The 14227-nt window shown below is 53.8% G+C and carries 20 protein-coding genes; 11 read left to right on the top strand and 9 right to left on the bottom strand.

All coding sequences use genetic code 11. The annotated features are described in order from the left end of the window. Positions 1–121: 121 nt before the first annotated feature. A complete protein-coding gene (locus Q7U76_13035; protein ID MDO8357308.1) occupies positions 122–904 on the bottom strand; it encodes a hypothetical protein in 783 nt (260 codons plus the stop codon). Further along, entirely contained in the window at positions 897–1829 is a 933-nt protein-coding gene (locus tag Q7U76_13030; protein ID MDO8357307.1) for a hypothetical protein, read from the bottom strand. Before Q7U76_13030 ends, Q7U76_13035 begins: the two co-directional genes overlap by 8 nt. A 217-nt stretch (positions 1830–2046) precedes the next feature. Between Q7U76_13030 and Q7U76_13025 the strand changes: the two genes are divergently transcribed. Further along, positions 2047–2472, top strand: coding sequence for a hypothetical protein (locus tag Q7U76_13025; protein MDO8357306.1), 426 nt, complete (start codon positions 2047–2049; stop codon positions 2470–2472). Further along, positions 2469–2957 (top strand): hypothetical protein, encoded by a 489-nt coding sequence (locus Q7U76_13020; GenBank protein ID MDO8357305.1) that lies wholly within the window; start codon positions 2469–2471, stop codon positions 2955–2957. Before Q7U76_13025 ends, Q7U76_13020 begins: the two co-directional genes overlap by 4 nt. A 29-nt stretch (positions 2958–2986) precedes the next feature. On the opposite strand, the gene Q7U76_13015 is transcribed toward Q7U76_13020, so the two are convergent. Together Q7U76_13015 and Q7U76_13010 are read right to left on the bottom strand one after the other, a co-directional pair. Then, the gene (locus tag Q7U76_13015; protein MDO8357304.1) at positions 2987–3406 is read right to left on the bottom strand and encodes a hypothetical protein; all 420 of its coding nucleotides are present in this window, start codon (positions 3404–3406) and stop codon (positions 2987–2989) included. A 26-nt stretch (positions 3407–3432) separates the two neighbouring features. Next, positions 3433–3555, bottom strand: a complete 123-nt coding sequence (locus tag Q7U76_13010) for a hypothetical protein (protein ID MDO8357303.1) — start codon at positions 3553–3555, stop codon at positions 3433–3435. A 501-nt stretch (positions 3556–4056) separates the two neighbouring features. Between Q7U76_13010 and Q7U76_13005 the strand changes: the two genes are divergently transcribed. From Q7U76_13005 to Q7U76_12965, 9 genes are all read left to right on the top strand, one after another. Next, complete coding sequence (locus Q7U76_13005) at positions 4057–4263, top strand: hypothetical protein (protein MDO8357302.1); 207 nt, start codon at positions 4057–4059, stop codon at positions 4261–4263. Between the two features lie 3 nt (positions 4264–4266). Next, entirely contained in the window at positions 4267–4434 is a 168-nt protein-coding gene (locus Q7U76_13000; GenBank protein MDO8357301.1) for a hypothetical protein, read from the top strand. Between the two features lie 2 nt (positions 4435–4436). Further along, complete coding sequence (locus tag Q7U76_12995) at positions 4437–4625, top strand: hypothetical protein (GenBank protein MDO8357300.1); 189 nt, start codon at positions 4437–4439, stop codon at positions 4623–4625. A 142-nt stretch (positions 4626–4767) separates the two neighbouring features. Next, a complete protein-coding gene (locus Q7U76_12990; GenBank protein MDO8357299.1) occupies positions 4768–4971 on the top strand; it encodes a hypothetical protein in 204 nt (67 codons plus the stop codon). Continuing rightward, positions 4968–5162, top strand: coding sequence for a hypothetical protein (locus Q7U76_12985; protein MDO8357298.1), 195 nt, complete (start codon positions 4968–4970; stop codon positions 5160–5162). Before Q7U76_12990 ends, Q7U76_12985 begins: the two co-directional genes overlap by 4 nt. 94 nt (positions 5163–5256) lie before the next feature. Then, complete coding sequence (locus tag Q7U76_12980) at positions 5257–5526, top strand: hypothetical protein (protein ID MDO8357297.1); 270 nt, start codon at positions 5257–5259, stop codon at positions 5524–5526. Next, the gene (locus Q7U76_12975; protein MDO8357296.1) at positions 5514–5753 is read left to right on the top strand and encodes a hypothetical protein; all 240 of its coding nucleotides are present in this window, start codon (positions 5514–5516) and stop codon (positions 5751–5753) included. Before Q7U76_12980 ends, Q7U76_12975 begins: the two co-directional genes overlap by 13 nt. Then, on the top strand, positions 5750–6028 hold the full coding sequence (locus tag Q7U76_12970; protein ID MDO8357295.1) for a hypothetical protein: 279 nt from the start codon (positions 5750–5752) through the stop codon (positions 6026–6028). The genes Q7U76_12975 and Q7U76_12970 overlap by 4 nt, the downstream gene beginning before the upstream one ends. A gap of 553 nt (positions 6029–6581) precedes the next feature. After that, on the top strand, positions 6582–6878 hold the full coding sequence (locus Q7U76_12965) for a hypothetical protein (GenBank protein ID MDO8357294.1): 297 nt from the start codon (positions 6582–6584) through the stop codon (positions 6876–6878). A gap of 203 nt (positions 6879–7081) precedes the next feature. On the opposite strand, the gene Q7U76_12960 is transcribed toward Q7U76_12965, so the two are convergent. From Q7U76_12960 to Q7U76_12940, 5 genes are read right to left on the bottom strand one after another with little or no spacing between them, the layout of a single operon-like run. Then, entirely contained in the window at positions 7082–7384 is a 303-nt protein-coding gene (locus tag Q7U76_12960) for a hypothetical protein (protein MDO8357293.1), read from the bottom strand. 4 nt (positions 7385–7388) lie between these two features. Further along, positions 7389–7646, bottom strand: a complete 258-nt coding sequence (locus Q7U76_12955; protein ID MDO8357292.1) for a hypothetical protein — start codon at positions 7644–7646, stop codon at positions 7389–7391. Then, complete coding sequence (locus Q7U76_12950) at positions 7646–13504, bottom strand: helicase-related protein (protein MDO8357291.1); 5859 nt, start codon at positions 13502–13504, stop codon at positions 7646–7648. Before Q7U76_12950 ends, Q7U76_12955 begins: the two co-directional genes overlap by 1 nt. Next, positions 13501–13701, bottom strand: a complete 201-nt coding sequence (locus Q7U76_12945) for a hypothetical protein (GenBank protein ID MDO8357290.1) — start codon at positions 13699–13701, stop codon at positions 13501–13503. Before Q7U76_12945 ends, Q7U76_12950 begins: the two co-directional genes overlap by 4 nt. Beyond that, on the bottom strand, positions 13698–13877 hold the full coding sequence (locus Q7U76_12940; GenBank protein ID MDO8357289.1) for a hypothetical protein: 180 nt from the start codon (positions 13875–13877) through the stop codon (positions 13698–13700). Before Q7U76_12940 ends, Q7U76_12945 begins: the two co-directional genes overlap by 4 nt. Positions 13878–14227: the final 350 nt, after the last annotated feature.

Raw genomic sequence — 14227 nt, 5'->3', positions numbered from 1 at the left:
CTAAAGCTCCTCATTGGCACCTCCCCGCGTGCGGTAAGTCCCTCTCTCAAAGGAGGGTGGGCCTGGGCCGGAGGGACGCCGGCTGTTTCGCTGATCAGGCTAGGCCCACCTTTTTCTTCTCTTACTTGCCTTCGACCTGCTTCACCAATTGCTCAGGCAATGACTGATTCATGGTCAGCATTTGCCGGATCTCGCCCACCTGGACCGGAGAAATACGACCGGCAGCGGATGCCGCCACCGCCTTGTTCAGGAAGTCTGCCCCATCGAACGCCGGCCTCTCATCTTTGGTCACTGAGCCCGAGGCTGATTTTTCGAAGATCGCCAAGGTGCTCTTGCGCGGACGGCCCGTATTGCCGATCTGGCTGATTTCTCCCGCCACTGCCTTAATGAGCGTGCCCTCGATCTTGATGGCCTTCGCCAGCATGACGGTGAGGCTAGCGTTCTCCGCCTGCATCTCGTCCATCCGACGCATCATCATAGACACGCTCTTGGCCACCTTGTTCAGGCTCTCCTGGAATCCAGCAATGACTTTTTCGCCGTCGTAGGTCTGTGACGAGTCGTCCTCGTCCGTCTCAACGGACTTCGCCATGGTCTTGGCATGCACAATCTTTTTCTTGCTGGTCTGTCCGTTCGTGTTCATCTCAAGATTGCGCTCCTGAGCTTTGCCCATGACATCGCTCTCATCCTCGTCATGCGGCTTTTCACCGGCCTGGTCGTCTTCGTCCTCTTCCTCTTTCACGAACTGTTTCCTCTTAGAAACGATTGGTGCGCTCTCGGCATTCGCCTTCACGAAGGCATCCAATTCCTTCATGGATTCGGTAAATTCTCCCAACAACTCTTCGCCGGTCTCAGCCTCCGCCACAGCCGCGGAAGTGGACTTTGCAAACAAGTGCTGCTTAGACATGGACAGACTCCTTTCTAACTGACTGGTGTGTAAGTGTCCGTGCGGCCCGTGTTGAAGCCACATGCGACAAGAGTTGCCGCACCGCCGCGACGGCTTCTACGTGAGACATCTGCTCTTCCTGCATTAAATGCTCGACGAGATCTTGCGGGGTCAAGCGAGACGTGCTCGACTTGACGCGCCCAGACTTCATGGCCGATACCAGCTTGTCGGCGACCGATGAGTAGCTGGCCAGTCCCTGCATCGATTCTTTTCGCAACGCACCACCGCCAGTCAGATCAGGTAAGCTCGTGCCATACCCCGCCTGAATGGTTTTGAGGATAGGGGTGTATTCAAGCGTGGACCCGGCACCGATCCAGCATTTTGCAAAAGCTCCCATAGCCATCACGGACACGCCGGGTACCGTTGGATTGACGGGCTCACGCGCAAACCCGATGTTGTTCCAATAGACTTTTTTGATGGCCTTCACCGGTGAGGGCGCGCCCTTGGGGTGGATCATGCCCGTATCCCGAATATGCCCACCGACACTGGGAAACCAGCGCATCGACGGTACAAATTCAGTGATGGATTTCCAAAAGAAATTGGCTTGTTCGAGTTCTTCGCCTGTGCCTTGATAGATCTCACCTTTGACGAAGGTGCGCCCCTCATCAAACTTTACTTCGACGGGAAACCCAATCTCATATTTGCGAGGATTCTGGATGCCCTTCTGTTGACCGAGCAAGGTAAGATGCTCAATGTCCAGATTGCCCTTAGACAAGAAGTAGTCCGCGGAGTCCATCAACGCTTGGCGCAACATCCGCTCATTATCGAGGTCGGTCGCCTCGTTGCTTGGCTCACAATAGACCCATCGCTTGCCTCCTTCGACATGAGGAGTGGCCTTCCAAAACGGGGCCGTCACGCTGATGTTTTCAGATACCGTAGGATTCACAGGTCTGTCATACCATGCGTTTTTGGCTCTCTCTGGAATAGAGAGAATACAGAGACAAGCGAGAATATGGTTGATCGACTAATCAACCGGTTGGTATGCTCTGTGGCAGGAGAGAAGCATGTACCAGTCCACGCGGTTCTATGTCAGAGCAATGCTCGTGATGCTAGCGATAATGCCAGGCGCAGCCATGGCGGAGGATGTCCCATACTCAACACTCATGAAGCTATTCATGCAACAACATCACCTGGATGCGGATGTGAAAGACGCGAACGTGGTCAGAGAGATGTTGCACGATCCTGTAACCATGATTAACAAGAAGGTGCTGATTGCTGGACAGCTAGTAGACGTTGAGCATGTGACTGTGCGAGGGAAGATGGCAACGGCATATCACATCTCAATCAACGTGCCAGGAACCTGGCCAGTGCAAACGACCCAGATCATCTTCTGGCCTAATGCGCCAACGCTCCCATCATTGGTTTTCTGTGTTGGCCGCATCATGGGATCTACGTCTGTCCGCACTGTCCCGTCAGGTATCAATAGGTCCGTCCCTTCCGTGTCTGAGATCGAATGTCTCGACCGACCGGAAGTGCGGGATCGGCTCACACGGCAGGCGTTAATCCTGCAATCGTCGAAACATCCATGATCAGCATGCGCTCAACGATCTATTCAATCCTCTATCTTATGGTCATGACCATCATGCCTGGATGCACGCCACTATCACCCATCCAGGCCGGCGTGTCGACAGCCGTGATGCTTGAAGATATGACGGAGGATCCTGATGAGGATGCGAAAGAATCGACGTTCCTTGAATGGGCGGATGACGTGCTGTCCTTCCCGAAGAATACCGTCGTGTTGTTCGTACGCTCCACCGTTGCGTTTTTCTGGTCTATGGGTGATGCGATGGGCGGATCCAGCGTGACACTCGCAACGAGGGAAGCCACGGTGAACGACTACCTTCCGGTCACATGGTCGTCGTCACCGCTGCCGTTCGAACAGACCGAGAGGGGCCGTCGTTACACCTGTGATGGCTACGATATGGTGCAGCGGTATCGAACACCGGCGTGTACCTTCACGATGGTCCAGGGTGCGCGGGTCTACTCGCATCCTTCGTCTGCGATGCAACGATAATCCCGCTGTATTCTGCATGGTTATTGCGCTCATTTCGTCTTCACGGCTTCGAGTGTCTTCGGTTCCCAGTATAAATCGAGTTCGATATTGTAGGTGATAAGCTCATGAATACTGATGTACCCGAGCTCTCCTCCATAGCTCAAGTCAGCCAATCCAAAAGCCTGATGTTGGATCGGCTCTGCATCCTTCTCCATGATGTACCAGTCTTGATTGCCGACGAAATAGTGCAGGTAGACCATGGCGTGTTCGCCTTTGCCATCTTGCTCATAGACTGTTGGCATTGCACAGACTCGCTGGGCAAGACCCTTCAGCATGTCGAAGAAGAATTGTCTTTCTTCTCCTCTGCACAGTTGATCAAGGGCTTGTAGTTGGCGTGTGCCGATAAATCCGTTCAACGCATGGGTGGCAGTCGCTGCTTCGAGTTTTGTCGCAGGTGTTGTCACCCCCATGGCTCCCCTTCATGTTGTGTGCATCGCTAGAATCCTCCTTGAAAAAAGACATACACCGATCTGATCGCAAGGCCCACCAGCCCGAGACAGACCGCTATCGCCACGACCACGACTGCAACGACGAGGAATTTGGCATGTTTCATTGACATGGCCATCTCCTATTCAAGCGGAACACAGCAATACATAGCCACGACCGCGAACGCGAACAGCAAGAACGCGACCACGACTGCAACCCCAATCCCAATCGCCACCCACTTCACAATCGTTCTCATGCCGTCACCTCCAATCCTTTATAAGGGTCAATCGCAAACCATCGAATCAATATCGCCAACACGTACATCATGATCATGTGCCGCCCTCCTTTCTTGCCCCACCGTTTCCGTCCCCTTGCCCATGTCCATCCATCATGCAACTATCTATATAGTACTATTGCAATAGATGTCAAGGCTGCCAGGATTTTATTCTCCAGGCCCTTGACTGTCTATTATGATAGTGCTATGTGAATAGATGCTACGAGAACACGTGGTGCCAGACAAAGAAAGAAGGGAACTCAATCATGAACACAACAGATGACCTCCTCTATTGGAGTGGATCTTTCCCCCATCGAGGATGAAGCGGACACCATCACCAGCCAAAGGGAGGCATAAATCATGGGCTATCATGTACGTGTAGATGTGAGAACAGAAGCCAAAGCCATCGAGATTGCGGACCTGCTGGTGAGCTGGCTCCGCGAGCACACCTCACCATCCATAGTCCCTGAAGATGTGCTCATCGTACCTGATGATTCTGAAGGCGAGGAGGGCCGCGCCTCTCTTTGGAAGCACGAAACGCGAGACAACGTCGAAGGGATGGGCTAGACCATGACCAACTTGGAGAAGTTGCTGGAATCTACGAAGTATGACTATGAGGAATGGCGGGCGATCTATGGCACAGGGCACACCCCTGAACGGGACGCCGAGCGGAAAGCGTTTGAATCGGCCATTACACGGCTAGAAAAGTCCATCGCCAACGCCGAAGGGAGGGCCTAGACATGAACACCCACCCCCTCACCATCCCTCGCTGGTGGAAATGGATCATGCTGGCGCTCAGCCTGATCCTCCTCACTGCTGCCCTCTACGCCATCTGGCATGCGGGCGGCTCCGCCTGTGAGTCCGAGGCGCATTTGTCTGACCTTTGCGACCCCTATCTTCCAGGTATCCCCGGCAGGGAGGGACGCTAGTGCAGAACTTCGAGCGCAATTGGCTCACCGGATCGCTAACCGAGATGATAACTGAGGGAGGACGCGATGAATATGATTCGAACGGTTCGACGAGACGCCCTGTGAGGCGCGATGCACCTTCGCATTCACGGACGGATTCCCGATGGACGACAACGGACACACGGACTGGATGCGGGCCAGGATCAAGACGGACGACAACACCTTCTATGAAGGGACCATCACCTTCTATCCGTCAGATTTCAAAACTAAGACGGGCTACGCCGTCGAGAATCGAGATGGGACCTATACGTTCAGGATTCACGGTAATGCCAGCTTTGAGCTGCGAAAGAAGGGAACGAAACCATGACGACCGATCACCCCACTGTGACACTGAGAAACGGTGTTGCCGTATTGGCCAAACTCTACAAGGGAGAGCTGTGCCCCATCAGGTATGCAAACCGAACGCAAGCCGACACGAAGGTCAAGATGATGCCTGAACGATGGTACATCTATAGGGGCATGGGGCGACCGTTCTATGTGGCACTGGTGAGGGCATAATTATTTGACAGGCCACCTTGACACACTCTCTATATAGTGCTATCTAGAGAGTGTGATGAGAGAGACCAAGAGAGAGAAAGGGAAGGAGATGAACATGGCCAAATACACCTACAACAGCGTTGACCCGAGAGTATTCCCATTCAAGAAGACGGTCCGATTCACCAGGGGAGAGTTTGCGGGGTGGACGCCTCCCATGGGGATCGTTAATGCCCGTTATGCCATTTTCAGAAACAAGGCCACGGAGTTGCTGATACCAGTCTACGATCTGACCAAGGAGACCAAGGAGCGAATCAACGCCCTTCACACGACGAACTATGCCGGTGTGGAGAAGGCAAGAATGGAAGGAGAGTTATGGGTGAACTGACCACACAAGAGAAGCTTTTCTTTGATCGAGTAGCCTTAAAGATGACAAGCGCATCAAACATCACCGTAGAGGCTATCCAAGAGGCTGCGCAAAAAGTTCTCAACGATGACGTGAAGATCGTGAATAGATTCGTTCACCTTCGCCCAGACGAGAGGCATGCGCTAGGAAAAGGTTTATCCGGGATTGTCTATGATGCGATTCGCGGCAAGAAGGAGGCGACGAGATGACCGACCGAAAAGAACTCGAAGGATTGGCCGGAGCAATGCGACTCAAAGGAGCCACGGTCACCATTGATCACGATGGTGAGGGATATATCCATCGCATCACGATTGCTGGGGCCAAGGGCATCGGACCACTCCCCATGACGCCTATTTCTTCGGCTGAACGAATGCGGGAGTTTCTGTTCAAGAATAGGCCTCGCATCTTAGTCCATGACATGACCCCCCCCCTGCCATGTGTGAATCAGAAGCGATTGACCTATTCAGATGATAGAAGATCATGAGGCCATACCGTACCAATGAGAAGTGCAGCAATTGCCCATTCCATTCATCCGGAGAAGGACTGCGGTTAAGACAGTCCCTGCCTCCTGGGAGGTGGAAAGAGATCACGAACGCCCTCCTTAGCCAGCAGCACTTTTATTGCCATAAAACCGTCGAGCATGACGATGATGGAGAACAGATCGACGGAACTGGATTGATCTGTGCTGGTTCCATAGAATGGCAGGACAAGCGAGGACTGTCCTCGAATTTCCTGAGGATCTGTGAGCGATTACGATCTATAGAGGAACGGATACCATGAACACTGTTCGTCAATTGCCGTCTCAGGAGCCTCGTATCGAAACTGGACCATTGTGTTTTGACGGAGACTGGACGGGCATATTCATACGAGGCGATAATGCGCTATGGTATGCCATGGAAATAGATCATGCCATCAAGACGACCGTGATGGATACTGTTACGAAAATGAAATTGCAGAAGATCGCTGACATATTGCGGTCATGCGATGAACGAGTAGGAGTGCCACGGTGAAGCAGATCGTAGCTAAGGAGTATCGATATGGATTGGATTGCCACGATATTATGGTGGATTATTGGTGTGCTTCTTCTCAATTGTTTAATTGGCGCGGGTGTATGGGCAGCGATCGACGAGGAAGATGGACGATTTTATAAGTGGTACTGTGATGCTCCAAGAGGATGGATAAAGCCGCTTGTTCTTCTAGCGTGGCCTTTCGCTCTTTGGGTTTGGCACAGAGAAACACATATGGACGTGTCAGATAGCCGCGCCGCACTCACCGAGGCGAAGAAGAGGGGCACGACGCCCCTCTCGGATATCAAGAAGAAACTCGGTTTATAGCTGTTAGGAGGTTAGGGTGAAACTGGTTCTACAGAAACTACAGTGTCCAAAATGCGGTCACAAGTTTGCCCCACTGGTCTGTCTTCGCTGTGGCCACACATGGTGGCCGAAGGTTCCAGGATTTGTTCCAAAACGCTGTCCTGGGGAGAATTGCAAGTCGGCGTACTGGAATCAGCCGCGGCAACGTTCTCAGAAGAAGGTTGTCAAGGCGGCTCGGTAGGTCGTGGCGCAACGATATTCACGGCCTGATCGATGTCCTCTTTGGTCAGGCCGAGTTTCTCCTTGAGGAGCTGTTCGGTCACCATGCCGCGTACGATGACCCGTGCCAGTTGGAGGCCCATTTCTTCTATCTGCGTGCGCACCGCAATCATTTCTTTGTCAAAAGCCTCCGCCAGAGCCATGTTCTGCTGTTGTGCCATTGACACACCCATGAAGAGCCGTTGTTTTGTGGGTGACATATTGAATGGCTTCTTTCTCGTAAACGGCATCACGTTCCCTTTTTCCATGTCCCTACTCCTTTTGTGGTTGTTCGGTCATTCCTGATACCAAATCACATCGGCGACGATCGAGTAATGCATCCTTCATCTCTTGCTGCGCTGCCGGCGTATGAATCCCCTTGCGCTCCACCTTCTCCATCCGGTTATGGGAATCCTTCCTGAGCGCCGTAGCCGCCTGTCCGATCATCGATCGCGATGCCTCGGCTTGTTGCAAGGCCGCTTCGACTTCGGCCAATGGTTGAAGAATTGCCCGTCTAGAATTCTGTGACATTAGGCAGCCTCATGCTCTGGCGAGTCGGTCTGTGCCGCTAAGATCGCGCCCAATCCGGTTTCGTCCATGCTTTCATAGGGAGAGGTGAGCATTTCACGCAAGCCTGACTTGCGTTCAAGTCTGGAATGATTCTTCTGATCAAGTATCGTATCGGTATTGAGCGTGAGTGCGTCGACATCATCTGTCTGTCCCAACCGATGAATACGACCGATGCGTTGCCAAAAAGTTTTGGCGGTTTTTGGCAAATCATATTGGATAACCCATTTCCCTCGTTGGGCATTCATGCCGGTTGCTCCGGCATCGGAGACCACCATGATATCCGCCTCGGCCTGCTTGTTGCCTCCAGGACGGAACTGCTTAATCTTCTTCCCCTTCTCCTTTGAGCTATCTCCTCCGGTGATCGTCACGACACGATGCCCGGCATCACGGAGTACTTTTGACAGCGAAGCCACAGAGGACAGATTATGGGCAAAGATCACTCCGGGCTTGCCCTGCTCGCGATACGCATTGGCCCGCTTCACCACCTCTTGCATGCTGGCGTTATGCTCCAACGGAGCCTGATGAATCACTCGATCCAAGGCCATGTCTCGAATCATGCCCATGCTGGCAGACAAGTGCTTGGCGATCGCGTCATGCTCTGACGCATCCTTACCTTCGAAGCTAGATGGGCTGAGGGACTTGAGTGAGGCGAGATCCGTCTTGCCTTCACTCATCGCAATCTTCGCCTTCCGATATTGTCCCATGACCGCATCGTATTGCGTACGCTGGTAGGGGGTCAGTGCAACAGGAATGTCCTGCCGATTGGCCTTCACGCCAGGATCGACACGGCCCGCAAATATATAGGGCATGACTTCTCGTTTGAGCGCATCTGCGGCCGCATTCGTATTGAGTCCGTATTTTGCCAGAAACCCCTCACGATCCTTGTAGCGCACTGGATCCACCTTATGGAGCTGATCGAAGAGTTCAGATACATCGTTCTTGATTGGGTCTGCACTAGCCGATACGTAGTAGGGGGTCTGGGCGCTCAACGCATCCATGACGTTCGCCAAAAGCGAGTTGGTTTTCCCCTTGCGGTTGAGCATGTCGTGGCCTTCGTCGATATTGAGGTATTGCCAGGCAATGCCTTCCTTCTCCATGGTCTGTCTGAGCGTAGCCTGGCGTTCGCGTTCATTCATCTCATTAAATTGTTCACCCATCGACTCGTCTGGGATGCCCCGTTCTTTGGCCATTAGATGGACCAGATCATCGCGGAGCGATTGATGGGTAGTGACCACGAACTGATGCTCAGGATTCTTATAGGCCGCAATGCGCTGGTCCCTGGTCTGGCCACCTTCCGCCCACCAATGATACTTGCCAGGCTCCAATAGGTTGTTGGCCTCTCCGCCGAATTGCTCTTGTACGATACTGGGTACCGCAAAGATGCCGCGCGTGACCTTGCCTTGATCGTGGAGATGCGTGAAGGCTCCCAATCCGATGGCGGTCTTTCCTGATCCTGTGCCGAGCGCCATGACCATCCGCTTGTTGGATTCGATCAATTTCACGGCCCGCTGTTGGCGAACATATTTACCGTCCATCCGCACATCAGGAATGAGTGTGACAGGCCTGAGCGGATCAAAGTTTCTCGATACTTGCGGGAGAATGGACTGTAGCTGTGTCTCCGCCTGCTCTCCCAAGGTCCATCGCTCATCGGAGGCCAGCGTGGGTTTCATCAGGTCTTCTGGCTGTGCCAAGAACATATTCACCTGGTTCTGGTCGGCGATCTCCGCGAGCTCGCGCGCGCGGTCCATCTTGTCTTTGACGCTGCCGGCCGCATACTTCCCTTCCACCCGATTCCTAAGCCTATCCACAAACGCCTTCTGTGTGGCAAGTCGTGATTCGCGTGCCTGAGGGTCCACGGCGTCCAAGTGCGCCAGGTTCCCGGCAATCACCGTCCGTCCGACTTTGAGCGCCGTCTTATTCACCTTGCCGTAGGCATCAGCAAAGGCGCGGCTCGTATCGCTCTTCAGCAGGTCCTGCATGGCCTGATAGGCACGCTGCCGGCTACCGTGCATGGCAATGTACTTGTCCCAGGTCAATCCTTGCTCTCTGGCCTGCGACATAATCTCGTGTCGTTTCGACGACCATTCATGCCAGAGAGGATTCTCTTGCGTGCCGAATAGTCCTTCTGACTCTTTCTCAGGCTCAGGCCCCATTTCAGCCAGTGAGTCTTTCTCCTTCTGCTCGTTCTCACCCTTGGCAAACCGGGATTCAAAGAAGTCTCTCAACGCATACTGATCGTGTCCCGTCAACTCCCCGACAGGCTTAAACGCCATCATTCTGCGTGGGTCTTCGGCCAGCACCCGATGGAGGGATTCAATGGTCTTTGGCGATTGCATATCAATGTTTTGCTGATGGAGTGGTGCGGCATTCGCACCATACTTGTCTTTCACATAGGATTCGGCCAGCCGCTTGAATGTCTCGGTATGCACCTCGGCCCGTTGTGCCTTGCCTGTCTCATCGCGCAATGGAGCAATGCGGTCCATCGCCTCAAAATACCCTTGTCGCTTCTCGTCGGAGACGGATTGCAACACCTCTTGCGAGAGGAGCGATTGATAGATCGAATGGACCGGCTCACCATCGGCCATGCGACTTCCGATATAGGATTTCAGATCATCTTCCAAGACTCCGCCTGGCTGCGTTGAGAACTGCTGTGCAAAGCTCACGGCTTGGATGTTGGGGTCTGTATAGGTGGACATGGGCCGTCTGGCGAAGCCCTTGGGCAACCAGTTCTCCTGATCCTGTTCCCCGCTCATGATGGAATGCGTCTCTTTCACGCGGCGCGCAAGCTCAGGATCTGGCTTTTTCGTGAGTTTGGGTAGTCCACTTTTCGCAATCGTGACAAACTGGTTGGTTCCGTCAGAGGTAATCGCATAGTCACCTTTGTCGAGACCCAGCGCCCTCATTTGCTGGATGGCCGCGACGGTCGAGATCGGACCGAGCGAGACTTGAATCGATTGGACCGGAGCAGCTTTCAACGCAAACTCTAAGGCGGCGATCGCTTCCAGTTCTCCGAGTGTGTTCCCCAGAACGGATCGTGCCTCGCGTAACTTTTCGATTCGTCGCTCGTTCATTTCGTGCGCGATGGATAGCTCGGTGGGATTCTCGACTGAACCCAGTTGAATTTCTTTGGCTTGCGTGAGGAGTTCATGGGCTTGAGCCATGGCCTCTTGCGCGGCTTCTTCATGGTGTTGTGAGTGGTACTGCGTCACGGAATCGGAGAATTTCTTGACATCATCAGGGACAAAGTTCGTATGGATGGCATGGGCCAGCGCCTGAGCGGCCCCAGCGGTCCCCAGCACATCGATCACTTCTCGCGGGAGCACATCTTGCCCGGTCAGGACCTGCGAGGATTTCGTCAGCGCCGTGCTGGCCCCGAGCGCGATATGACGCTGAAGTGCCTGGCCCTGTTGTGCGACCGTGCGGCCTTCGTCAGGCTGTTCGACCATGTGAAGGAATGACCTGGACAGTTCCTGCCGATCCCGTTCTTTCGCGTCTGTTTCGAGCTGGGCCAGGATCTCGGCGGAGGTGACGGGCTCCGATTCAATCACCAGGGCCTTCCCCATCGGTTCGACCTTGCCGGCCTGAATGGCGGCAGACTTGTCTTTCGCCTGTGCCAGCGCGTCCTTGACGTGCTTCGCCATGGCCAATAATTTGATGGCCTCTGAAGGCGCGGCGTTCTTGATTGGTCGCTCCCCTGTCGATAACTGACCAGACTCCGCCCGTGCCTGGACTTCCACCTGCATGCGGGCCACGGCTTCTTTCAGGTGAGTCCCAGCCTTGACCTTCTCAGGAGAGAGCTCCTGCTTATGTTGCGCGTCGATCTCTTCGGCTTCTTCAGCAAGCTCCTTCTCTGTCAATCCAGCCGCTGCAGCGCGCGTCCCATATTGAGGCGTAAATCCAAGACCGCTTTCAATCCTGTCCGGTTCAAGGTCATGTAGACCCAAGACATCGGGTTCATTGCGATAGATCGAGAGCTCTCCGAGATTGGCCTCAGCTCGTGCTTCATGGTCAAGGAGGAGGCGGTCTCTCGTGCGAGTCACGACCTCCATGGCATCCTTCACCAATTGTCGATGGTGCCTCAGAATGGCGATGTTTTTCGCGCCGTCGCTCAGGCCTTCGAGCTGTTCAGGTTTGAGGCTGTAATCCTCCCAACCCATGATGCCGGCGACATGGTCAACCAATTGTCGTTCGGTCTTCTCCTTATCAGACCTGAGGGCATCCAGTGCCTGTTTCTTCGGTGTATAGGTGCCGGCTTCCTTGTCCGCTTTCGTTTGCTCTTTGGCCTTGGCTCGCTTGTCCTTCGCCTTCACCTTGGACTGCTGAGCATATTCCTCTTTCGACTTCACATCGGTGAGCTTGAGGTAATTGAGCTTTCCGCCAGCCCCACCAATGACATGGTAGGTACCTGGAGCCGTTTTCGACTCGCGGATACGAATGGGCTGTCCCTCTCCGGATCCGTGCGGATGGATCGTGATCCAGCGACAGTTTTCTCCTGGTCCACACGAGGACTTGCCGAATAACGAGGACGTGCCGAACGTGAGCGTGAGCCTAGATGGCGCAGAGGACTTGGTTATCGTCTTGCCGGCACAGCGCCCGCCGACCGGCTCCTCGTCACCGCACACGAGGCAGCGAGGATGCCCGTTCTTATGGGTCCACTCCGCCGCGTCGAAAGCATGTGGTTTCCTCGCTTCAGCCGTCTTTGACCGCTCACGTATGTCCTCCGTTTCCTGCTCATACTCGGCTTGTCGAGCCGGAGAGAGAGCCTTGATCATGGTCGGATGGTCTTTCGTCGCCAGCACCTTGCGGATGAACGTCGCCATGGGAAAGCTATGCATCGAGCCGAAGAAGCGAGCATCACTATAGTTGTCGAGGAAGGCGCGCTTTGCTTCCTCTGCCGAGTCGAACCCCAGCATGCATTTGTCTTCATCGTATTGTGTGAAGTCTGGAACGGCCATCGCATGTACCACGTAGGCGTGTGTGGCATCAGGATTCGGACCAATGAAACAGTCCACATGATCGCCGTCCACACCCTGTGTCTGGCGAATATATCCGTAGGCATGCTTCATCTTGATCTGGCCACTCTCACCCTTGCGGTTTGTCCAGCGCCTGATACTCCCAACCTGGTTCTCGATGCTGATATCCAGCCCTTGGAATGTGGTCTTATAGTCGAGTGGATGCCCGCCCCCATGAATGCCTTTGTTGAAGTGTGGACTGCGAGGGCTATAGTCTCCATTATTGTCCGTGGCCGACTTAATCTGCGTGGGATGATAGACGGCAATCGCCTTCCCTGGATGGTCGTTGACATAATAGGAGTCAAACCCAGCCCCCTTGATCGCGGCCTGCACTTCTGGGAGCTCGACCATTTCCCAGTCTCCGTCTTTCATGTCTTTGATCATCCACGAATGAAACCCCTTCGTTGATTTCAGGGCGTCCATGGCGAGCTTCAGGTGCTCTTTATTTTCATAATCGAAGGTGTGTTCGGCTTTTAAGTGTACGGCCATGACGCGCTGACCATACTGCCTCGCCCACTGCTCTTCTGGGTGAAAGTAAAACCCTCCGCGCCGTTTCCCCTTCTTGAACCTCGTAAACTCGGCATTCGTGCCGTGATAGAACACGGTCGGCGTCCCATCCGCATTCTTGGCCTTCGAGTTCCCAAACCACTGCCTAAATGTCTGTGTCTGATGAGCAGACCTGCTATCCTCGTGCTCCCTAACGAACGTTCCGTCCTTCTTCACGTAGGAATGCACATGCGACTTCGTGACTTGCCTTGAAAGCCCCATCCGTTCGAGTGCCTTGCGGAAGATGAGAGGAATTTTCATAGCGGATAGTCGTTCTTGTAGCGAGGATCTATGTGCATGCAGGCGTCACAAACATAGACTTCTCCCGCATTCGCATACTTGCGCCAGGACCCATGCTGCACTTCGTAATAGCCAGCCGTACAGCCCCCGCATTCCTTACCCGCGTCTTTCACGACCTGCTTGCAGCGGTCGCAGACAATGTGCAGGGATATCATCATGAATGCGCTCCAGGTGCGGAGTGGTTACCTCGATCAATACAGACCAAACAGACATAAGTATCGCCGCTCTTGACCTGATCCCGGTCGGCATCGCATAACACCATGCCCTTCGCTTTCTGGACCAGCACAGTAGATCGAAGCCCCGCCTTCATTTCATTGCCACATGCACAGCGCATGGTTCGGCCTCCTTCATTGATCAATTGGGGAACTCACACACTTGACCATACGGATAATCTCGGCACATTGCAGGACGATCCTCATAGATCCCACAATCTCCGTTCAGTTGCAGATGTCGACAGGTATAGACGTACGCCTCCAACATGACACCCGTTGAGTTCTGCTCCGCTTCATATGGTGTACCTGATCTTAACGGAATCAACATCGGGAGAATGATCTCGATATCATCCTAGAACTTTTGACCTCGACGATCTTGCAAGAACCGACGAATCATTTCTCGATAGTGAGGCAATCGAAACTCTTTGCAGCAATGTCCCGTACAACGCATACACTTACTTGTTAGTTAGTC

It is taken from the genome of Nitrospirota bacterium, from assembly GCA_030645475.1.
In the GTDB taxonomy this organism is placed as follows: domain Bacteria; phylum Nitrospirota; class Nitrospiria; order Nitrospirales; family Nitrospiraceae; genus Palsa-1315.
Note: the sequence above shows the minus strand (reverse complement) of the source record. Positions and strands in the feature narration are given on the sequence as shown.

Excerpts from the sequence above, each read along its gene's own strand:
- Q7U76_12985 (MDO8357298.1), top strand. The coding sequence starts at position 4,968 with ATGACGACCGATCACCCCACTGTGACACTGAGAAACGGTGTTGCCGTA.
- Q7U76_12965 (MDO8357294.1), top strand. The coding sequence starts at position 6,582 with ATGGATTGGATTGCCACGATATTATGGTGGATTATTGGTGTGCTTCTT.
- Q7U76_12990 (MDO8357299.1), top strand. The coding sequence starts at position 4,768 with ATGGACGACAACGGACACACGGACTGGATGCGGGCCAGGATCAAGACG.
- Q7U76_12995 (MDO8357300.1), top strand. The coding sequence starts at position 4,437 with ATGAACACCCACCCCCTCACCATCCCTCGCTGGTGGAAATGGATCATG.
- Q7U76_13035 (MDO8357308.1), bottom strand. The coding sequence starts at position 904 with ATGTCTAAGCAGCACTTGTTTGCAAAGTCCACTTCCGCGGCTGTGGCG.
- Q7U76_12980 (MDO8357297.1), top strand. The coding sequence starts at position 5,257 with ATGGCCAAATACACCTACAACAGCGTTGACCCGAGAGTATTCCCATTC.
- Q7U76_13025 (MDO8357306.1), top strand. The coding sequence starts at position 2,047 with ATGAAGCTATTCATGCAACAACATCACCTGGATGCGGATGTGAAAGAC.
- Q7U76_12970 (MDO8357295.1), top strand. The coding sequence starts at position 5,750 with ATGACCGACCGAAAAGAACTCGAAGGATTGGCCGGAGCAATGCGACTC.
- Q7U76_13020 (MDO8357305.1), top strand. The coding sequence starts at position 2,469 with ATGATCAGCATGCGCTCAACGATCTATTCAATCCTCTATCTTATGGTC.
- Q7U76_12975 (MDO8357296.1), top strand. The coding sequence starts at position 5,514 with ATGGGTGAACTGACCACACAAGAGAAGCTTTTCTTTGATCGAGTAGCC.
- Q7U76_12940 (MDO8357289.1), bottom strand. The coding sequence starts at position 13,877 with ATGCGCTGTGCATGTGGCAATGAAATGAAGGCGGGGCTTCGATCTACT.
- Q7U76_12955 (MDO8357292.1), bottom strand. The coding sequence starts at position 7,646 with ATGTCACAGAATTCTAGACGGGCAATTCTTCAACCATTGGCCGAAGTC.
- Q7U76_13010 (MDO8357303.1), bottom strand. The coding sequence starts at position 3,555 with ATGTCAATGAAACATGCCAAATTCCTCGTCGTTGCAGTCGTGGTCGTG.
- Q7U76_13005 (MDO8357302.1), top strand. The coding sequence starts at position 4,057 with ATGGGCTATCATGTACGTGTAGATGTGAGAACAGAAGCCAAAGCCATC.
- Q7U76_12960 (MDO8357293.1), bottom strand. The coding sequence starts at position 7,384 with ATGGAAAAAGGGAACGTGATGCCGTTTACGAGAAAGAAGCCATTCAAT.
- Q7U76_13015 (MDO8357304.1), bottom strand. The coding sequence starts at position 3,406 with ATGGGGGTGACAACACCTGCGACAAAACTCGAAGCAGCGACTGCCACC.
- Q7U76_12950 (MDO8357291.1), bottom strand. The coding sequence starts at position 13,504 with ATGAAAATTCCTCTCATCTTCCGCAAGGCACTCGAACGGATGGGGCTT.
- Q7U76_12945 (MDO8357290.1), bottom strand. The coding sequence starts at position 13,701 with ATGATGATATCCCTGCACATTGTCTGCGACCGCTGCAAGCAGGTCGTG.
- Q7U76_13000 (MDO8357301.1), top strand. The coding sequence starts at position 4,267 with ATGACCAACTTGGAGAAGTTGCTGGAATCTACGAAGTATGACTATGAG.